The sequence below is a fragment of the Niallia nealsonii genome, from assembly GCF_002835805.1.
GTDB classification, from domain to species: domain Bacteria; phylum Bacillota; class Bacilli; order Bacillales; family Cytobacillaceae; genus Niallia; species Niallia nealsonii.
In genome coordinates this window covers 45,508-66,788 of sequence record NZ_PISE01000014.1, presented here as the reverse complement: position 1 = coordinate 66,788, position 21,281 = coordinate 45,508, and the positions used below count along the sequence as shown (strand labels likewise).

16 protein-coding genes are annotated in these 21,281 nt (G+C 31.8%); 3 read left to right on the top strand and 13 right to left on the bottom strand.

Annotation, left to right across the window (positions count from 1 at the left end):
* Positions 1 to 15: 15 nt before the first annotated feature.
* A complete protein-coding gene (locus CWS01_RS23125) occupies positions 16 to 144 on the bottom strand; it encodes a hypothetical protein (protein ID WP_268877055.1) in 129 nt (42 codons plus the stop codon).
* A 64-nt stretch (positions 145 to 208) separates the two neighbouring features.
* Here CWS01_RS23125 and CWS01_RS23410 point away from each other — a divergent pair, with 64 nt between their 5' ends.
* On the top strand, positions 209 to 325 hold the full coding sequence (locus CWS01_RS23410) for a hypothetical protein (protein ID WP_157827585.1): 117 nt from the start codon (positions 209 to 211) through the stop codon (positions 323 to 325).
* 53 nt (positions 326 to 378) lie between these two features.
* Here the strand turns inward: CWS01_RS23410 and CWS01_RS07130 are convergent, their stop codons facing one another.
* The 6 genes from CWS01_RS07130 to CWS01_RS07100 all read right to left on the bottom strand — a co-directional run bounded on the left by CWS01_RS07130 (position 379) and on the right by CWS01_RS07100 (position 7,613).
* The gene (locus tag CWS01_RS07130) at positions 379 to 2,889 is read right to left on the bottom strand and encodes a DEAD/DEAH box helicase family protein (RefSeq protein WP_168714366.1); all 2,511 of its coding nucleotides are present in this window, start codon (positions 2,887 to 2,889) and stop codon (positions 379 to 381) included.
* 339 nt (positions 2,890 to 3,228) lie between these two features.
* Positions 3,229 to 4,290: an HNH endonuclease gene (locus tag CWS01_RS07120; RefSeq protein ID WP_235851995.1), complete on the bottom strand. Its 1,062-nt coding sequence runs from the start codon at positions 4,288 to 4,290 to the stop codon at positions 3,229 to 3,231.
* 47 nt (positions 4,291 to 4,337) lie between these two features.
* On the bottom strand, positions 4,338 to 4,601 hold the full coding sequence (locus CWS01_RS22900; protein ID WP_235851994.1) for a hypothetical protein: 264 nt from the start codon (positions 4,599 to 4,601) through the stop codon (positions 4,338 to 4,340).
* A 131-nt stretch (positions 4,602 to 4,732) separates the two neighbouring features.
* Positions 4,733 to 5,236: a hypothetical protein gene (locus tag CWS01_RS22895; RefSeq protein WP_235851993.1), complete on the bottom strand. Its 504-nt coding sequence runs from the start codon at positions 5,234 to 5,236 to the stop codon at positions 4,733 to 4,735.
* A 210-nt stretch (positions 5,237 to 5,446) separates the two neighbouring features.
* Entirely contained in the window at positions 5,447 to 5,749 is a 303-nt protein-coding gene (locus CWS01_RS07105; protein ID WP_101176500.1) for a hypothetical protein, read from the bottom strand.
* Between the two features lie 1,246 nt (positions 5,750 to 6,995).
* Complete coding sequence (locus tag CWS01_RS07100) at positions 6,996 to 7,613, bottom strand: hypothetical protein (RefSeq protein WP_101176499.1); 618 nt, start codon at positions 7,611 to 7,613, stop codon at positions 6,996 to 6,998.
* 269 nt (positions 7,614 to 7,882) lie between these two features.
* On the opposite strand from CWS01_RS07100, the gene CWS01_RS07095 reads away from it, so the two are divergent.
* Together CWS01_RS07095 and CWS01_RS07090 are read left to right on the top strand one after the other, a co-directional pair.
* Positions 7,883 to 9,802 carry an AAA family ATPase gene (locus CWS01_RS07095; protein WP_101176498.1) on the top strand — a complete coding sequence of 640 codons (1,920 nt, stop codon included), beginning with the start codon at positions 7,883 to 7,885 and terminating at the stop codon, positions 9,800 to 9,802.
* Between the two features lie 176 nt (positions 9,803 to 9,978).
* On the top strand, positions 9,979 to 10,674 hold the full coding sequence (locus CWS01_RS07090; RefSeq protein ID WP_101176497.1) for a GIY-YIG nuclease family protein: 696 nt from the start codon (positions 9,979 to 9,981) through the stop codon (positions 10,672 to 10,674).
* A gap of 470 nt (positions 10,675 to 11,144) precedes the next feature.
* Here the strand turns inward: CWS01_RS07090 and CWS01_RS07085 are convergent, their stop codons facing one another.
* The 6 genes from CWS01_RS07085 to CWS01_RS07060 form a co-directional block, all read right to left on the bottom strand.
* Positions 11,145 to 11,717 carry a tyrosine-type recombinase/integrase gene (locus CWS01_RS07085; RefSeq protein ID WP_101176496.1) on the bottom strand — a complete coding sequence of 191 codons (573 nt, stop codon included), beginning with the start codon at positions 11,715 to 11,717 and terminating at the stop codon, positions 11,145 to 11,147.
* A gap of 640 nt (positions 11,718 to 12,357) precedes the next feature.
* Entirely contained in the window at positions 12,358 to 14,862 is a 2,505-nt protein-coding gene (locus CWS01_RS07080; protein WP_101176495.1) for an HD domain-containing protein, read from the bottom strand.
* 445 nt (positions 14,863 to 15,307) lie between these two features.
* On the bottom strand, positions 15,308 to 17,857 hold the full coding sequence (locus tag CWS01_RS07075) for an N-6 DNA methylase (RefSeq protein ID WP_235851997.1): 2,550 nt from the start codon (positions 17,855 to 17,857) through the stop codon (positions 15,308 to 15,310).
* Between the two features lie 570 nt (positions 17,858 to 18,427).
* Positions 18,428 to 19,597 (bottom strand): hypothetical protein, encoded by a 1,170-nt coding sequence (locus tag CWS01_RS07070; protein ID WP_101176493.1) that lies wholly within the window; start codon positions 19,595 to 19,597, stop codon positions 18,428 to 18,430.
* A gap of 302 nt (positions 19,598 to 19,899) precedes the next feature.
* A complete protein-coding gene (locus CWS01_RS07065) occupies positions 19,900 to 20,448 on the bottom strand; it encodes a helix-turn-helix domain-containing protein (protein WP_101176492.1) in 549 nt (182 codons plus the stop codon).
* A 189-nt stretch (positions 20,449 to 20,637) separates the two neighbouring features.
* A complete protein-coding gene (locus CWS01_RS07060; RefSeq protein ID WP_101176491.1) occupies positions 20,638 to 21,264 on the bottom strand; it encodes a hypothetical protein in 627 nt (208 codons plus the stop codon).
* Between the last annotated feature and the right edge of the window lie 17 nt (positions 21,265 to 21,281).

The window sequence follows — 21,281 nt, the reverse complement described above, 5'->3', positions numbered from 1 at the left end:
CCATATTGAAGAAACCTACATGTCCGAAAGCGAAGAAAAAGAACAATTCGAAATAGTAATGGAAGTATGAGTAACCAGTCCAAAACGAGAACTCCAAGAACGTTTTACAACAGAGCAAGTCGTTGAAGTAACCGCCCGAATCATCGAGCATCCCCCACCCCAGATGCCGAGCTAAAAATGAAGCTCGACCATATATCGTGAGGGTTTATTGAGCGATTATGAAGCTGCCATTCATATGGCGAAAGTGAATGATAAGTATGTACCACTTGTGGAAGATACTATGATAAACCAATTTTCACATAAGAACTTACCTTTATTACTGTGAGTGATATTTGCTCCCTGTTCATGTCTTAGCTTTTTCGTTAAAGAGACTCCCCCTTATTTATCGCTTTTTAATTTATTTATATCTCTTCTCAACACTTGCAAGTTATCTAATTCCGTTAAACCACCTTTAGCCATCGGTACAATATGGTCTATTTGAAAATACAATCTACTCTTGTTCTTATACCCTGAAGTTGCACATATATAACATCCTTTTTCATCTTGCGCCTTTCCATACACTGCTTCTGTAATTTCTCTCCAATATTGCGGATTCTTTTTTTGTATTTCATAAAGAGTTAGCTTATTTATATTAATCATCTCTGGGGTTACAATTGTTTCTTTAGATGACGTAGCATAAATCTCTGGCTCTTCTAATTTTAAAATCTCATTATCTAAGCATTTTCGAAAATAAAGTTTACTGTAACCAAAGTAAACTTTTAAAAAATTATCCCTTTGCTCCCATACTTCATCTAAATATTCTTTCTTTCTCTTACCACCAAGTTCATTTTCATATATATATTGAGCAACAATTGAAATATCAAATTTTTCTCTGTCTTTAAACTGCAAAAATGAAGGCTCTACACCTTTCAAAGCAAAATAACGTAGAACGTCTTTTATATCTTCCTTATTATAACTTGGAATCATATCAAATCCTGTAAAATACATATCTTCTACTTTTTCCGCCAAAACATCCAGTTCTTCTTCTTGAATGAATTCAATATTATTTAAATTGTTCACTTTAAAGAAAACAGGTAATTCTTCAATGAATCTTTGATATGCCTTTAAAGTGCTATCATAAACCAGAACTTCACAATTTTTTATTCTGTCCTCGTCATACTCTGAAGGTATCATTAATGAAAACGTATAGATACCTAATGGAATCGTTTTAATAAAATCAATACTTTCTAATTTAGTGGTATCAATAGAATCATCTATGATTTTTACGAATTCCTCTATTTTCTGTATAGAAATCAATCTTGCTAATTTCTTTACATTTTCTTTCGTGTTGTCTTCCCATATTGCTGTTTCTTCTATGTATAATTTTTCTGGATTTATCCATGCAATTTTATTCTTCCATCCATCTATAAAGCTAACAATATACGCTTTGTCAGTACCTCCTGCTTTTTTCCCCCTTAAAGCCCTACCAATCATTTGTGTCATTAAAATGCTGGATATTGTCGGTCTTGTTAAAAATACAGTTTGCACATCGGGTAAATCGGTTCCCTCAGTCAGTATATTTACATTAATCAAAACGTCTATTTCATTATTTCTAAACTTTCTTATTCTTTCTCTGTTTGCCTCATTCGACAAATCAATCCCAGTTGCCATATGTTGCTCCGATGAAATAACATATTCGGATGCAATCCCTTTATCATTGAACAATTTATTCAATTCAATCGCATGGATTTTATTGACAGCAAATACAAGTAGTTTGCCATATTCCTCTTTATTATCTATGTACTCTTGGACAATTCTGTTATTTCGTATTTTGTTTTCAGCGATATGCTTAGCAATATCTTCTGGAATACTGTCAAAAGCCTGAATGCTTTTTATATCCTGTTCGCTTAATTCCTTTGTCATATCAATCTCTGTTTTTAGCTCTTTAAATATAGGCTCTGAAAGAATTCCTCTGCTAATTAAAGTTTTTAAATCCACTTTATATACAATGTCATTATCAAAAGTTTTCTTCAATAATCCTTTTTCTGCTTTTGCAGTTCTAAAAGGTGTTGCGGTTAATCCCAAAATTCCTAATGTTTTAGTCTTCTCATTTAGTAAATCTATTATCTTTCTATAAGTTTTTGCGGTGGCATGATGAGCTTCATCGACTACAAGAAATATGTCATCATTGAAATTTAACCAACTATTCGCTAAATGGTCTATGCCTCTATTTAGGCTATCCTTACTTGCGATAATAAAATCGTCATCTTTTTTTATATTAACAGGTCTGTCATGTTGCCCTGATATAATTCTATACTTGAATTCTTTTCTCTTATTAACCAAATTTGCATACGCATTTCTTTTAACTGCAGAAAGAGCCTGTTCTAATAATTCATGCCTATGGGCTACCCAAAGAACCTTTTTGTCATTATTTATGACATTTCTTAAAACCCACTGAACAGCAGTAAGGGTTTTTCCTCCTCCTGTCGGTATGACCAATAGCCCTGAAAATCTAGGGATATTATCATTTAATATCGCTTTATCCATTTCTTGTAATGCTTCTGTCTGATGTAAATAAAGCTCTATTGGATTTCTTTCTTCACTGACCCTTATCGTTCCTGCATACTTGCTTTCCACTAAACCTTTCATTTCCTTTCCCTCCCCTTCCCAAATTTCAAATGTTATTCTTTCGTCAATGTCTAATTGTGACCAATCTGTATCCTGCCTTCTTACAAGTACAGCAAGACTATTTTTTTCAAGACATTGATTTATCTTATCTATCAATAATGAGTTTCTTCTCTTATATCCTAATTTACCAAGAAAAGTCCTCAGTTTAATGTTCAGCTTCTTATTTTTTCTTTGGTTAATCTCGTTTTTCATTTCTAAAATAACTTCCTCAATATGTTCCACCCTTAAAACTCCTTCAATATGACAAATTCCATAGAGGTATATATATATATTAAGAATTAGGAAAAAATGATTTAAGTATACCTTTCGCTTTTCCAGCCGTTTTACCATCTTAGAACTCTAACCTTACTTAGAAAAATCTGTCTCCTAATATAACAATTAAGTATATAAAACCTAGACTCGCTAATACACTAACTACACGCTGCACCAAACCTCTAGGTAATCTTAACAAAAGTAACAATTTCCCCAAGATTAAAGCTATTATTAAAATAAAGACAAATGCCCCTCCTAAAACCAAAGCTATTTTATTTATAATGGAATTGTCTATTGCTGAAAAATCCATCATACCGTTAAACCTTTACCATTTTTCGCCATTATCTCTTTGAGTTCTTCAACTGTTAAAACTACATCCTTTTTCCTATGTATCATTCGATGACAATTGGAACAGAGAGGAATTAAATCTGTTTCTGGATTAACAATTGTTTCTTCCTCTAATGTGCTAAGTTGATTTAAATGATGTATCTCTATAAAATCTGCGCCCCTCTTTCCATAATTTTTTTCAAAATTAAATCCACATACTTTACAATCTAACCCATGTATCTCAATAGCTTTTCTTCTATTAACAGGATTTCTTTCATATCGTTTACCATGATAATATTTTATTGCTCCATCTTTATAATATCCATCCTCTTCTGATTGCTCTGCATCTATATCACTTGCTAGCTTACTTTCTATCTTCTTAGCTTGATTAACATAATCTAGATTTTCTATTAATAATTTAAAATCAGAGCTCTGTCTTTTAATCTCAACCAACGCATCATCTAAATTGCTCTTTTCAAAAAAACCTTTATGTTTACTTTTAAGCCCAATATAATGTAAAATCCCCATAGCCTGATATCCACGGCTTTCTGAAGGATTTAATCCTATTACATATTCGTCTATCCATCTATGACTTCTTCCATGAAAAAGATATTCGTAGACAACTTTACTTCTTAGTTCTGCAGTAGCATTATTATATTCTCTTGAACGTAGTACTGGTTCAAGTTCTGGTATACTCTTAACATCTGTATTTTCCTGTTCTCGCATTTCAATTTGATAGCCATACTCTGCCAATCTATCCCTTACAATGCACCTTTCTTCCTCAGTAAATAAAGACACATACTTAGGATTTAAAACTAATGCTTCTACTGTTAAATCAAGCCTTTTAAGTTCCCATAAACTTGTGAAACCATCTGTTGGAGATTTACTATAAATAAAACTCTTTGCTACTAAATATCCTTCTTTTCCCGCAAGCATCTGTCTAAATTTTGTTGCATTATAACCAATTGATTTGGCTTTGTTGTATATATTAAACATATCATTATGAAGTTCTCTTTTTAATGCTTTTGTTTCAGTCTCTGCCATCATTCTTTTCTCCTCAAATCTAACATGAAAAAATATAAAAATTTCTACTAAAACGTTCTTATTCCATATTCTAATAGTTTCTTAGGCAAAACATCATCTAAATTCTTTATATCGTTGTCATTGATTTCTACTAGATTGAACCCATACTTTTTATATAGCTTTATTTTCGCTTTCTTCCTTTTTCTGTATTTCACATCATTTTCTAGCTCCCAATACTCTATATATACTCTGCCTGATGGCAAATAAAAATCACAATACATTTCTTTTTCAATGGGTAACTTTCTTTCATACGCATGAATTACTCCGTACATATACAACCAATTGTCAATCAGTATCTCGGCTCTAGAACGAACATAATGTCCATCTGTAGTTCTTAATTTTGCTGTAAACTTATCTCTAAATGTTAAGAATTCATCACTATCATTAGATTGATAAATTTCTTTTATTGAAGACGCATTCCCATTTGCCTCTTTAATGGCTTCTTGAAGTGTTCTATTGGATAGTATAGATTCATCCCAATTAACAAATGGAATACCTGTTCTATCATATTTATATTGTCTTCCCCCATCTTCTCTCCCAATTTAGTAATAACCCAACCATTTTCTGATTTTTCTATAAAACCAATTTCAGCTAATATGGGATTAATTTTATTTCTAGATATACTAAAATGAGAACTTAGAGCTGTTGCATTAAGTAGCTTACTTATATCTTTGACCTCTACTAATACTTTTTCTATCCTATTCTCTTCCCAAGCAATATAATCACCAGCTTTAAAGTGTTTCTTTATCACCCCTCCATTTCTTTCTCCTTTATCCGTCAATCTCCAATCTTCCTCTATTCTTTCAATTAGCTGCATTTTCAACAATACATCAAACATCTCTTTTACTGGTTTCTTATACTTAGCTGCTAGCTTTGAAGTAGAAAGATATGCTACTTTCGTTTCCATAAAAACCTTCACTTAACACTTTTAAGTATATAGCACTAATACTAAGGTTGTATAATCAACACTATTCTGGAATCTATTTGTATAAAAGTGTAAATAAAAATGAAAGTTACCATTTGAGAGACGAAAAAGGAAAACGAGACGATTATCGTCTCATTTTCCTTTTTAAAAATTTTATGAAACAAGAGAAGATTGTACTTAAATTTAATTTAACTAAATATCTGTATCTAGTTCTTCTTTATTCCTTAGTATCTTACTAGCAATTCTATAGCTAACCAAAACATAATCTTTGAAGTATTGACTAGCAGATAAATATTCATCTAAGGTTACTAGATTATTTGTTATTGCCTTTATTAATTTGTCGTGTACACCGCTCGCAAAACCCTCTAGAATTTCAATTTCTATGATTTCTTCTGTTTCTTCAGTCTTAGAGTAAAGCATATCCATAAAATCATTAATTAACTTAGCTTTCACTATACTAAAGCCTAAATCTTTACTTATTTTAATTTTCTCCATTTTTCAACACCTCTATCTCATTAAATTAGCTGTTATAACCTTGCATTACAAAGTATTTACAACATTTTTCTTATTTCCTCTATATCATCACTCCTCATAACTAAAATCTCTATAAAAGATTGTTTTTAATAACAGTATAATATCGAAATATTATTCTGCTTACATTTAAACTCTCCTTGTCAATTCACTTTTATACCATTCTCAAGATTATTTTTTTCTAGTTTGTTAGTGTGTTAGTATGCTACTAACACACTAACTATGAGAAAATTATTTAAATAAAAAAATATATAAATATCAACTTTTCTTAGAGGATACTCACCGTCTAATTCTATTTCGCTTCTTCAAAGCCATTAAATTAATACTGATAATATTCAGAAATCTCTATCTTGAGCATCAGCTATCAATAACATATGAACACTAAATAAAAATATAAAAATGGACAATTTCTGCTAGATTAGCGTGAACACATTTCTTCCAGTAAACAGGTCCACTTTACATGGAGAAGCGTAAATGATAGGCTTGTGGAATTCTTTTGAATATTGATGTGGCAGCATTTATTGAAAGATGATATACGTAGAAGCTCTATATCAAGAGACAAACTGCACTCTATAATTTAAATAACGGAGAGCAGAATTATATCTGGCTCCTCTAGATATGTTACCTATATTCTTGTTAGCAATACCATCTAAAATGACCCCAATAGCATAACAAACACCGTATCATCCAATAAAATAGCTCCTTCAATTGCTGGTATCCCCTTAACAATACTGTCTTGAATTTGATTTTTTTTTTGTTAATTAACAAGCTTTAATTAATTATCTAATGATACATAATTCCGACCTATGCTCAATCATTAACTTTAGTCAGCAAAAAAGCATCCAAATAACTTGGATGCCTTCTTATTTCACCTGTATTTTGAACATTCATTTACATATATATTCTTCTGCTTGTCTAACTAATATTAAAATAAAGATATAGTTCATAAAAAGGTTCACTAACTGTGTTATACACCATGGAGGAAAAACACCAACCATACAATGCAATCGTATTAGGTTTATAGATGTTAAATCCGCCGCCCATCATGGATTGTTTGTAGATGCTGATATATCAAGGTTTATAGCTGTTTTTAGGGATTATGAATTGCAATCATGATTGTTAATTGCAAGCTTAAACGATTGTTAATGTCGATAACTGAATTATACCCATAGTTTCATTTTTAAACAAATATTAACCATCTATCAGTATCCTATCCCCTTATTATATCAGCTAATGCAGTGTGAATTTGTTCCTTTGTTACGATTAATAAATTTGTGGTATTAAATGTATTCTTATCTGCTTCTTTTAGATAATGTAAGTAACGAACTAATCTCACAAAAGCTTTTAACTTATCGTCAGTCCAGGGAATTACAACTCCCAATCTTCCAAGAGCAGATGCATTAATTGCACCACCCATTAAGTGCTTCCTACTTACTTCGTTCTCAATTTCTATTGCCATGAAACACCTTGCATTTAAATTTTGATAAATAGCGTTATCATATGTAGCTGCTTCTACAAAATCTCCATAAAGATACAAATTATCTCGGTTGTATGTAATTAAGCGTTCAACAAAATTTCGGATACTGTCTATTCTAAACATTTCGTTGTATTCAAACTCATGCCTTTGATGAGTTGCAAAAGGTCCAACTGCAACATCCACTCTTGGAGAGTAAATATTTAACGCTCTTTCATCTCTCATTGCATTCCACTCTGTTCTAACATCTGTGTTTGGAAACAATAATTTTAATTTCTCCTTAAGATACTCTTGATAACATTTTAATTTTACTTCACCTAAATCTTCCAAATTAATATCGGGAATTTGACACATAAACATACTCTCCTTGTTTAATATTAAGAAGTTTTACTATATATCTTTTGATTGATTGTTCAACGAAAGGTATCGCTCACCTTTTATTAAAATGAAACATTATCTATTCTATTATACCAATTACTACTAATACATAGCTATAGCATCCCTTCTCATTGCCTTTAACAAGTAAGCCGTTTCGACATAAGAGAAAAATAAATTTGAATATCCTACAGGTTTCTGGAAATTTTTGTCGAAATAAATTCTACAGGAATCTAAGGAGGAATACTATGAGAATAAAAGAGTTTACTATTAAAAATTTTAAGAACATTGGTCATGCTGAGCCATGTGCAATTACCTTCCCGAGAGTGAATGGAGAAGGGGCATCTGACTTCATAACAGTTATAGGAGAGAACAACATAGGAAAATCTTCTCTTCTTGAAGCATTAAAGTTGTTTCTTCCAGAAACAGATACACCCCATACACCTACCATTGACATGTTTCCTTTTAAGAGAGAACCCAATAACCCGTCTATGAATATGGAGATATTAGTTGTATTTGATGATTTCAATCATACAGATAGAAATAACCAGTTTATCAAACCTTACATCTTTGACAATGAGATGCGAGTACGGCGTATTTGGACTGCACCTAATCTTAAAGATAGTGACGTTCCCTTTGAAGTATATATTCCTAACCGTTACATACCAGAGCTAGACACAAATGTTTCATGGAATACTAGAACGTTCAGCACTGTATCAGGTGCTTTATACGAACACTATGAAAACTATTGTCGTGAACACCGCATTACAAGCGGGACTATTCCAAAAGCTAAGCAAGGCGATTTTATACAATATATCTACATAAATAATCCAACCCTTGTAAGTGAAGGAGAAGCTGACTGGATGAAAAACCCGAATGGTTTTGCATCTATCATACGGTCTGTCATGCCAAAAGTTATATATGTCCCAGCTGTAAAACTGATAAATGAAGAAGCTGACGCAAATAAGAATAAGTCTGCAGCTAATCAAATAACGGCTGCCTTATTTGAGCATCATCTGAACCAGACACAGGAAATCCAAGAGTTTAGAGCTTCCCTAGCATCACTTAAGAACATTTTCAATGAAGGAACTCGTCATACTGAAGTACTTAACCTCGAGGAAAGACTCAGTAAAAAGCTAAACCGCTTAATGGATGTTGAAGCCAATGTAGATTTTGATGTGCCAGAAGTAATGGAGAAACTACACTTGAATTCAAGCATCTATTTAAAACATAACAATCTAGTGACTTCTCCTAATCAACAGGGGAATGGCGTTCAGAGAATGCTTATACTATCCCTCTTAGAACTCATGGCAGAACAACTAACTCAAAATAACTTAGAAGAAGAGGCAGCAACAGCAACGACAGAGGTCTGGAAAAGAAGCTTCCTATTTTTAGTGGAAGAACCTGAGATATACCTTCATCCACATCTCCAACGCAAGATGCGTGATTCTTTAGTCCAAATCTCTAAACATCCTTTAGCGCAAGTTATTTGCACATCACATTCAGAAAACTTTATCGACTTAGCAAGTAGACACCAAGGAATAGTAGTTATGCAAAGAGAGGAGAACTTATCAACGAAGGTAACACAGGTTAGTAACGATATATATAGCGGGCAAAGTGCCATAGAAAAACGAAGCAGGATGAGAATGCTCTTAAACTTCAATACCACTACACTTGAGGCTTTTTTTGCTAAGAGAGTAATTCTTGTTGAAGGAGACTGCGAAACTGCTAGTATTATAGCCATTAAAGATAAACTGCAAGAACTTTATCCCGAGATAACCGAGGATTTGGAAAGGATGCTAAAAGAAATCTCCATAATCCCTTGTAATGGTAAATTAACTCAAAAGGCTTACTATGAAGTCTTGCATCATTTTGGCATACAATCTTATTTAATACACGACCTAGATAATGAAGCTTTAGATATAGGAAGCAACTTAAATATTTTGAACACTATTGGAAACGAAATGTTTCGCCTTACACATCAGCCAAATTTTGAAGGCGACATCTTCGGTCAGACATGGAATAATGATAAACCTTGGAAGGCTACTAAGCTTATCACTGACGATTTTAGCATTCATCAGGAAAAACTCCTAAGATTCTTTAAATTTGTTATTGGAGAGGAAAACTTTAGTGCCCTCCAACTAGACAACTTACTTCAAACAGTATAAGTTGGTAGTTAGTAGAGTCATCTCCCTTTTTAGCAAAGGAAGGCTCTACAATTTTTATACTCTTTTAGGACCTTACAAATCTTATCCTAAGTAATTCATACCATACTATCTGATTTCGTTTTTCTTCTTAAAATAAGTTAACAAACTATTACTTTATTAGATATGGAGGGAACTATTTGAAAGCATTTTCACCATTAAAGCCTTGGTTAAATAGAACTCAATCACTACCTAGCTTTAAATACCTTCAAGATACATCTCCCACTTTGGAACTTGGGGCTTCAGTAATATTTGATGATTATGTCCCTCTGTTCAAATTACATAGGCAGAGAGCTCAAAGTCTCCCAATTTCTTGGGAGCAGCAAAGAAACTATGTTGAACTTGCTTTAGATATAATAAACTCAGATGAAGGTGGTTGGTTAGATAGAGAGGAAGTTCAAATGATTCTCGATGAACTTGGAAATCCTCCAGACGCATGTTATCCAATTTACATGTTTACTGTAAAACGTGATACGTTTGAAGAGGTTTTATACATCGGTAAGACTTCTTCTAAGTTCTCTAGATTTTCTGGAGGACATACTGCAGCTGTAAAAATGCACCATCCTAAATATGATGGTTTTGAAAAAAGGGTGTACTTTGGGTGTATAACCTTCTTAAATGAAAATAACTCTCTACCACTAGAATGGATTCATCCTAAAAATTTCAGCTTAGAGTTATTAGACAGTATCGAATCGCAATTAATTCACTCTCTTAAACCGACACTGAATACACAAAAGAAGAAAAATTATTGCGCCCTACATCCCACGTCTATACATATCCAAAATACTACTTCAGACTCGATGTACCTGAATGACTATATGATATCACCTTACTAGAGTAACTGGGAGCATTCTCTACATTCCTATTTTATATTTTACAATTTTTCCTTTTCTAATTTTACCTTTCCTCTCCCGCTCATTCTTCCTACGAATGAGCGTTCTTTTGATAATACATGTTCTATCATGGTCTCAACTTCCATAAATGATAGCTCCCATAAAAAAACAAAAAGAAAAACGATACGATTATCGTCTCTAACTGATAGTGTAAGAAGAGAAGAATCTTAAGAAGAGAAGACGCAAGGGGAAAAGAGAAGAGATATTAAGCGCGCGGGGACGCACTCAAGAAATAGCTTCTCTCTTACTACTAAATTCAAGAATGCAGCTTTAAGATATAGACACATTATTATTAATCCATGCTGTGTGAATGAACCTACTATGGGTCTATCCCTTTCATGCACCAATGAAAATGTGGAAATATCCCCCCTCATCATACCAATCGCAAATGAAAAGAGACCCCCTTGGAGCCTCTATAAGTTAAAGTTATCTAGTTCATTATCTGTCTCTTCTTTGTTGCTACCAATATAGGTCAGTGTAATCTTTGGATGTGAATGATTGAGTATCTCTTGAAGCATAGCCACATTGTTAGCCTTCTTATAGAAGTGATATCCAAATGTCTTTCTCATGGTATGAGTGCCTATTGATTGGATGCCTGCGAAATCTCCTGCCTTTTGAAGCTGTCTATATGCTTGAATTTTACTTATAGGCTTATCACCTTTACGAGAAGGGAATAGCCAATCACTGTCGAGTTCTGAGGCATATGTAATCACTTCATTAAAGATAGGTGTAATATTAATCATTCTAGCCTTCTTAGTCTTCCCTTCTCTGATTTGGAACTCCTTACGTTTCTTTGATTTAAGCTTGAAGATGGAATCCCTTTTCAGATTCAATATATCACTGACACGCAATCCTGTATTGATTCCAATTAGGAATAGGATATAGTCTCGTTCTGAACAGTGCCTCTTTAACGCCCACTTCATATCCTCTATTTGAGCCTTGCTTCTGATTGGTTGAACATCGATTAAGTGTTCTTTCTTAGCCACACCAACAACTCCTTTACTATCAACAATTTGAATGTATACTTTTGTTATCCATCTATAGCATATCATCATAATCAGATAGATTCTAGTGTTATCAATAAAATGAATGTAAACTGTTATCTATTAGTTTACATTGGATACTTTCATAGCTTATTACATATCTACCGTCGAGGAGAGTTTTGTTCAACCTAGGACTTGTCTCGAGAATAGCATGATAAATCCTGCTCAATCTAATGAAGAATAGGGTCATTTGGATTAATCTAATCAGTCTCGAGTATCATTAGAAGTTCATTATCAAAACGATTCCCATAGTAGTTTCCAGCACGCTAGTCATTGGCTTCGTATCGAACAATTATCTAATACTTGTGTGCTGCTGAGCGTGGTCTCTTCACCTAACAGATAAGCCAATCTACTTTATAACACTTTGTTGTGACAGGCTTTAGAATGACTCAAACTCAATTCTGTCTTAAATGAAGACTAAAAGGGAAAGAAGAGCGAAACAAGGAAAGACACCTCTTTAAAACACTACCAAGAGCCATTCTGAGCGTCTCTGGTACTCACTATACATTCTCTGATTGGCAGCAAATAGACATAAAAATGGACTTGGAAATATCCAAGTCCACTGCCTAATTTCATTATATTCTTATACCTCTGATATGAAATGTCTCTTATATTTTTCATTTAACAGAGTATTTTTGTAATTATGAAACTTTTTCATAAAAGCTTTTAAAACATGACTTTCTATAGGGTCCTTTAAATTTTCTAAAAAGTGTACTAATAGTGCCTGATAAATTGAATTGCGCAGTAGTCTTTCATCATCATTATTTATATCGTTTCTTGATACATTTGGCTTAATTTCCTTATTAACTACATTAATAAGGAAATTTTTAATACTTACTCCTTGTATTGCATTCATTATTGAGAAGTTAAAATCTTTTACAAAAACCCCTCTAATAAAGAGTTTACTTTTCTCTGTGAACGGAGGATTACTTTGTAAGTAAGTATGACCATTTGAATATTGTATATGCTTATTCAATTCGTCTTTAGAAAAGAAAGATTTACTTACAAAACCAAAAAAAGTCCCTGAACTATTATCATGGCTGTACTCTTCCTCGAACCTTTCAAAGGTTAACCCATCTACTATTTCTTCTGTTTCTATCAAACCTCGAGGAGGAATTTCTATCAATTCAGGTACTGTGATTAAGGAAATATCTACTGGGTCATATTTTTCTCTATATAAATCTTCCACATCATCATCACTATCCATTATTGAAGATATTTCGTCTAAATCACTTGATGATTCAATTATAGCGAAATCTATAATACCTAACTTATCATCTCTCAAATAGTTAACTAACGGTATTAATTCATCATATTCATCTATTTGAACAAGTTCTTTACCATCAAAAAGAAAAGGTTCACCATAAAATTTTATATCATTTAGGTACTCTTGAAATACAGAACTACTTGACAACTCTATCTTCACTATAACTCCATTTAGGTAAGGTGATAAATCAATTAAACTACTATCAGTTAATAGATTATTAGGATTATAAATTTTTATAGATTCACCTTGTTTTTCCTTGTCTATAATTGCTATTTGAATCCCATCAGCCAGAAATTCTTTTTCTATAAATTCTTTTAGCTTCTCTTTATCTTCCCAAACTTCAAAAAATTGGTCATAATTAAGAATAATTTCAGTGCCAGCAAAATTAGGTTCTTGTACTTCCTTTATAGAAACAAAATCATCGTCTTTAGATATATCAACTTCGTATAGCATCTCAGCATTAAAGTGTTTTGTCCTAACCTTTACCTTATCAGAAAGCATAAAACTAGATAAGAAGCCGATTCCATAATTCCCTATCGGTATATATTTATAATTTGATAATACATATTCATCAGAGTTATAGTATGAAGCACCTACCTCTAAAAAATAATTTTTAATAATAGGCAGGTTCATTCCAATCCCATTATCTTTTATTATTACTACTTTATTTGCCTTATCTAGAACAATAAAAATTTTTGCATTATATTCTTCATAGATAGATAAATCTGCATTACCAACATACATCTCTTTTTTTACTTCACATGCATCAAGAGCATTTTGTAATAGTTCCCTTACCCCTAGTTCTTTATTTCCATATAATGCCTCACCCATTAGCAAGTTAATAATATTCTTATAATTAACTTGAAATTTCATATCTACAATTGAATATTTATCAGAATTTATAAAATTACTTACCTTATGATAAAAACTCAAGCGATGTTTATCATAAAAATTTTTAGTTAGTTCAGAAGCATATTCTATCTCTTTATTCACCCAATCTAAATACCCTAATATTTTTCTGTGTATTACAGAATCTGAACAACTACCATGAAATTCAATAACCTTTTCACCCGAACTACCTTGTACAATCTTATTTTGGTTACTAATTGAAAAATGCTGTAACCATTCTTCCTTACTATATCCACTAATAGCAAGTGCAGTATATAATTTAGGAGGTGTCCTCGAACTATCGAAATCCAAAATATCTGCCAACCTTAATACAAGTGCGCAAAATTGAGGGTTTATTTCAAAAGTCCCTTTAACATCTCTATCTTTTAAATTTCCTGTAACCCAAACTATTTCTTTAGTATGCGCTTCACATATCAATGCAAGAGTATCTCCAAATGAAACTAAAGGCATTTCAGGAATAACAAACCTTTTGCTTAAATTTTCTTTAATATAATTCGCAGAACGCTCTGCATGGACTATTCTTATATATTCTTGCATTGCCAGAATTCTATCTTGATTAAATTTATTTAAAATTGCATTAAAGTTTAATCCATTATAAATTAATGTACCATTTTCTATTTCAGTTATTTCCTCTTGATTTGCAGCCATACCAATATCATGCAACATTGCAGAATACACCAATATCGCTATCTCCAAATCATTTAAATTACTAATATCATTTACTATCTGGCTCATATGTTCAATAATTCTTATTGAGTGTCCAGAATCATGCTGAGTATATGTAGGGAAAACTTGTGCAATCCTCTGGTCTAAAAGTGGTCTAATTTCAGTATAGACACCCAGAATAGCACTATAAAAAAGTGAATCCCTCTCCTTCAATTCTTTCATTAACCTTGTATCTTCTAGAATCAAAATAATCCCTTCCCTTCTTATAAATTTAATTATAATAGAACAAGATTATTTTAAAACATATTTTGGTAAGAATTTTCCTTATGTATAATACAACGCAAAGAATACAAATAAAATTAAAAAACTTAAATATCATATATAAAGATTAATGGAATAAGCAAATATAGATTTTAACCACCTAATATTAATGGGATAAGTCTTTATAAATTCATTACATTTTCTTCTTTTTAGTTAATATGGACTTTCAAGATAAAACATAAAATTTACGGAGAGATGATTCTGCTTAATGAAATCACAGTTTTATTGGTTTATTAGGAAACTACATGCTGAATTTCGAACCATATCCAATTATTATCCACTTTGGCATACCCAAAAGAGAATCCAAGTAATCTATGGATTCTCCTAGTAATTCCTTATAAAAACACTTTACATTTAAAATCTAAACTATTTATAGTGTAACTTTGTAAAAATTATCAAAAGCTTTATCTAGCTCTTTCTGGGCTTGTAAAATCAACTTTTCAATTTCAACTTCTTTATTTCTAAGCTTTTGACTTTCTGCTTGTTGTTTCTCCAAGGATGGGAATTTGGGAAATATAATTTTATCCACATCAGGTGGTTGTATCTCGATTAAACCTGTTGAGCCTGTAAACAATCTTTGAATTTGAAATGCCCCAAACCCCTTTCTTAGATAATCACAAACATATTCTGGATAATATTTTTTTGAATCTATTCTAATTACAGTAACATGTCCATCTGGTATAGCTGGTTTACTATTCCCATGTTCATCATAGTTTCTGTATACACAACATTTACCTAGAGTTCCATCTCCTGTAGAAGCTAACAAAATATCACCATCTTTTATAACTAATTTGCCTTTATCAACATATTCTTTATAAATGTTCTCTTCAATATAATCTCCATTAATAAGTAGTAAACCACTTTTAGATATATTACTACCTGCTTTCACTACTAACGCATGCCCCTCTTCTTTTGAAACATAATCTGAAGATGCGGGACTACTACCTCGTCTAGTTTCGATTAAATTTAATTCTTTCAGTGTTAAGCTCCCTTTTGACTTTTCATTCGAAAGCTTGTCAATTGGGGATTTAATTTTAACATCCCAATATTTATAATCAAATCTCTTAGTATCATCTTCAGCAATATCTCTAGCATTTAAAATATTCCCTCTCCAATTATAACCAATAATTTCTTTTGTGTATGAATAATGTGCAGGATTTATCTTTTCAATTTCAGAAATAAGCTTTTCTAAATCAAACCCTCTAATTTCAGTTCCAGCTCCATCATACCCTAAGGAATCTACTTTCAATATTCTTATCCGATATTCATCTTCTAAAAACTCATCCAGCATATCGCTAGTTCGTTTTCTAAGCACTAACACACTTGTTTTGACATTGATTTTATTAGGTTTAAATGTCTCATCAGGCATACTCATAATATATTCAATTCTACAATTCTGCATGATATATTTTCGAAGCTCGCTATAAGATGCTGTATTTAGTACACCTTCATCAATTACTGTAACAAGTCTACTATTATCTGCAAGATTCATAATCATCTGCTGAATAAACAAACTTTGCCCTTTAGTTGATTTTACAGGATATTTTTTTAGGTCTTCAGAAGTTAAAGAATCCCCCTCAGATGTACCAAACGGCGGATTAGATAATATTAAATGAGCCTTACCATCAGTTACTTCTGTCACACTCTTTTTTTCTGAATTATAGTAGCTATAATTAGGAATTAATTTATCTAATTTTAAAGTATCAAGAGCTCTAATATTATTATGACCATCTCCAGCAATAATCATATTCATCTTTGCTGTACTAGCAACTCCCTCATGTGCATCGATACCATAAAAAGTTTCCTCTTTTAAACTAGTTTTAACTCTGCTAAACAAAGTATCATGAATAAGATTATCTTTTGACTCCTTCTGTAAGTCATTCATTGTTTGATTCAATGCATGCACCAAAAAACCGCCTGTACCACATGCTGGGTCAACAACTTTAAAAGGTTGACCAGATTTTAAATTAACAAGTAGCTGTTGATATCTTCCTAAGCGTAACATTAATTGAACTAGTGGTCTTGGAGTGAAATATTGTCCAAGTTTTTTTCCTTTTAAACTCGCTCTAACAAAATATTCAAATGCAGCACCTTTAGAGTCTAAATTACAATCATTCCAAGAGACAGAAGAAACTAGCTTAACAATGGATAAGTATGTTTGATTCTGCCTTAAATGAATTGGTTCAGCCAAAACTTCTCCATATTTCGGCATTGCTGCAATAGTATTTAACATACTTCTAATGGCTACCTGAACTTGGTCAGCATTCTCTTTAGTGGTTGCAGCTAGTTCATGGAACACATATGAATATGGAGGCGTAGTACCTTCTATATCCCATTTTTCTTCTAACAATTTTAGAAAGAGAATTTTACTAAAATCAGAAAAAGCATTTTCTTCATTTTTTTCTATTTTTCTTATTATATTATGGCACTGCTGTATCAATCTGTTTAATTTAGTTAGCGGTACACCTGGTTTAAATGGGATAGACTTATCTGTTGAAATAAATATATTTTCATTAGAAGGATTCTTTTTTAATTCAGGAATAACATTCTTTAATAACTCTGTTTTAGATGGAAGACGATTAAACGCACTACCATTTAATTTCAAACTTTTCCCTGTATTTACATTCAATAATTCAAACACCTGACCATTGGTCAAGGCTACAAAAAGACATTTTGTACTCTTTCCATATTCTACAGCTTGCTTGCGGTGCTTAGCTGTAAGTTTAGTTCCATCTCTTTTGGCTTCAATTAAAAATAAAGGCTGTTTCTTTCCACAATCAACCAGTATATCAATAAACCCCTGTCTATTTTCCGTATCTAGTTCCGTCGGGTCCTCAAAGCGTAAATCGCTTTCAATATCATATCCTCTTCTTTCAATATATGGTAAAATTTTCTTAATAACAGTTTCTGTTTCAGACATAAATCTCAAATTAATAACCTCCATAAAGCTTTCTCAATATATATAATACTAAACATTTGTTCGGTTTTATATAGTTCAACGATAGAAAAACTTTTAATTTAGATTTCAAAAATATCAAGATTACCTATAAATAATATTCAGTTAACTTCATTGATAATCTTATATACAATTGCTCTATCAATATCAGATTTCATATTAATATCCATACATAGTACTCTCTCCAGTTTTAAAAAGAGCCACTATATGCTTCTTGGTCTTTCATCCTTTAAATCAATATATGTTGTTGACATAGATACTTGAAGCTTCTGTTTTTGCAGTCGAAAATGCAGAGTTGTACAGAGAATTAGAACTTGACAAAGAGCCTCTGTAGACATAAATATTGGCAAATAACTATGCTGTAAAGCTTGGTAGACAAACTAGCTTATCATACCCTCTACTCCATATCAAGCTGTGAATATACAGAATCTATTACGTACTCTTAAATGTCAAACCTTACGTTTTCTGATTGCCATCAACACAATTTTCTAAAGAACAAAAAAGAGTATGTTGACCATACCCTGAGAAAACTCTTCAACCAAGCTGGAGACTAGCTATTAATTTTTCCATATCTTCTTTATCTTTAGCTTTTTTATATTCTTCTCTGCTATTAAATCCTTTAATTTTCCACTCCATAACATGTGGAGGGTATAATCTTTCTGATTCCAGTTGGGGTTGTCCTTTCTCCAATTCTTCCATTGCTTTATTTTGTGCATCTATATGTGTTCTCTGTTCTTTCGCACTTGCAATTATATTATTGGAGAAGTATCCAGCCCACTGACCTTCTGACATAGTATTTTTACACCTTGATTCTAGCTCCTTAACTACCTTAACAAATTGTTCAGAGCCACAAATTTGAATTGCCTGTTCTATCTTTTCTTTAGTTTTTTTATGCAATATTAAACCAGCATCTAAAAAACTATCTATAGCAATCATTACTTCTGGGGCAATATCGTTATTGTTGGCTTGTTGCTGAAAAGTATTATTTAAGGGTTTATGCTTTTTCTCAATAACACCTTCATTCTCTTTTTGCTTTCTCTTTTTTGAAATATGACCAGTTACTTTTGCCTCTTTCACAGCTTCTATCACATCATTCTGCTCATCCCAACGAGAATAGATGTTTTTATCTTTTCCATTTAAATGTACTGTTCCACAATAAATCAACTCATTCTCTTGAAAAATCTTATTGTATTTCATCACAGTCTTCTTGTTAAATCGAATTGCTTCTGCAATTTGCTCAATATTTTGCCATCCAATAAGTCTTTCTGCTTTACTTTCTTTAATTGTACCAATCATAAAAAGATATTGTAGTAGTAACATAGATTTATATTCTTTAGAATCTATTAACATTAGCTTAGTAAAATCTTTAATATAGAATTTAACAAACCCGCCTTCTGCACTTGGGATTTGAGCATAATAATGTTGTGAAGGTTTCATTTTTTCTACATCTACAGTTTTTTGCAATCGAAAATCTTTATAATATTTTACATCTAATGAACTTGATAGGTTAGATAGATATTTTTTAAGTTTACTTCTATTTTCAGTTCTATTGCTCATTCCTAGCAATTCTAAAAAATATGGCAAATTTATCATTGTAGCTCCATCAATTAAAGAGTTCTTACTTATAATAGAGTAGATAAATGTTTCCTCTGCTCCTAGTTCAAATACATTCTTTTTAACTTGTATAAAATGCTTATTTTCCAATATTTACATCCTTTACATTTAGTATGTCATAGAAAGCCTGACAGCGTAAGCAAGCAAATAACCAAAAAGCTCGCTTGCGAGCATCCCTTCTATTATTTATTTTTTATTTCTTATTTTAAATTTTTATTTTTTATTACAGTACCGTTATATGTATAAAATTATACATATGTATTTTCCCCAAAAGAATTACACGTGCATATTTCTACTCTCATTTCTTTTTTATAGAAGTTAAATGTATAATTTTATACTACTGATATTTGCAACTATTGCTTCAAATTAGACACTCGAAAGTACAAGCCCATTTAGCGATTTGGATATTCTACTATGTCAAACTTTCTTTTCTGCTTTTCTCCAAGCAATAATATTACTAATTCATCGATTTGTTCTTTATTCTCCTCAGCATTACTGAGTAACTTTACCATCGCTTCAAATAATTGATAATTTTTTACGCCTTGAGGATTATAATTGAGTTCTCCCCACCTACCTCCCCCTTGAAATAATTGCTCAATGCTAAGAAGCAACTTTTTATCCTCAATTTTTTTTGACAATGCATTTATTTCATCTTGATGTGACCAGTAGCGATATTGCTTATCCTCTTTAAGCTTGTTAATTGATTGATAATACTTTAGCTTAATTGTTAAGCGCTCCACTTCATTTAATTCTTCTTCAGTTTTAGCAAAACACTCCTTAGATAATCTAAATATATCTACTAATTGTTCTATCCTCTTTTGAGGTATTCTCCTTTTATTCTTTACCCAGTCATTAACTGTCTGGGGTGATACATCTATTTGTCTTCCAATTTCTGAAAGAGATACTTCGAACACTCTTGCAATGTAACCTAAACTATTCATCCTTCCTCCTATTGACTTGTATTTAAAGCGAATCTTCATTTAAATTATATAAAATCATATAATTTAAGTCAAACTTTACATAAAAATCTTAATTAATTGGGTAATATCAGATAATAGAAGATTATGTGTATGCTTTGATTTAAGATGCAGGGTTAGAAAGGACATAACAAAAATAGTAGAGAAAAATCTCTACCATTCAGTTTTCAATATTTTATTTTCCAAAAAGAAAGATATATCAAGCTCTCTCATAGCTTTATGCGTATAATAATTATGCTTTCCATCGATGGAGTATTTATCCATTATAGATAAGTACATATTTTTTACTATTTCTAATGGTTGACCAACCATCAAGAAGTAATGGGGATTCTTTTGAATAAACCAACAAAATCTAATAAAGCTAAAAAAGTCTACTTTCTCCTCAAACTTATACATCTTCCGCATATAAGTAATTAGATTATTCCAATTTTCATCACAGTCTCTCCTTCCAAACATTGTAAACCTATAGTAAAACTCAAAGGGAGACATATTTTTTTTATAGGAGTTAATCCCGCCTTTCATTGGAACAATATTTTCTTTACATGAGCCAACTATTTTCCAATCTAAAGGAATGAAATGGTCTGTTGTGAAATCTTCTGCATACAATTCTCTCTTTGTTACTGCGCATTTCCCTTCATATTGTACTAAGATATTAGTTAATTCCTCAACACTTAATGAAGCCGGTAATCCCATCTTTCTCGCTCGATAGTTGATATTCCACACTAACTTCTTTATTTTTTTAGTATCATTCAGTAAGATTTCATAATAAGGTATTTTCATACCTTCCTTTCCTCCTT

Coding starts and splice junctions, on each gene's coding strand:
- CWS01_RS07065 (WP_101176492.1), bottom strand. CDS start 20,448: ATGAATAGTTTAGGTTACATTGCAAGAGTGTTCGAAGTATCTCTTTCA.
- CWS01_RS22900 (WP_235851994.1), bottom strand. CDS start 4,601: ATGTACGGAGTAATTCATGCGTATGAAAGAAAGTTACCCATTGAAAAA.
- CWS01_RS07095 (WP_101176498.1), top strand. CDS start 7,883: ATGAGAATAAAAGAGTTTACTATTAAAAATTTTAAGAACATTGGTCAT.
- CWS01_RS07060 (WP_101176491.1), bottom strand. CDS start 21,264: ATGAAAATACCTTATTATGAAATCTTACTGAATGATACTAAAAAAATA.
- CWS01_RS07100 (WP_101176499.1), bottom strand. CDS start 7,613: ATGTGTCAAATTCCCGATATTAATTTGGAAGATTTAGGTGAAGTAAAA.
- CWS01_RS07075 (WP_235851997.1), bottom strand. CDS start 17,857: ATGTCTGAAACAGAAACTGTTATTAAGAAAATTTTACCATATATTGAA.
- CWS01_RS07120 (WP_235851995.1), bottom strand. CDS start 4,290: ATGGCAGAGACTGAAACAAAAGCATTAAAAAGAGAACTTCATAATGAT.
- CWS01_RS22895 (WP_235851993.1), bottom strand. CDS start 5,236: ATGGAAACGAAAGTAGCATATCTTTCTACTTCAAAGCTAGCAGCTAAG.
- CWS01_RS07105 (WP_101176500.1), bottom strand. CDS start 5,749: ATGGAGAAAATTAAAATAAGTAAAGATTTAGGCTTTAGTATAGTGAAA.
- CWS01_RS23125 (WP_268877055.1), bottom strand. CDS start 144: ATGATTCGGGCGGTTACTTCAACGACTTGCTCTGTTGTAAAACGTTCT.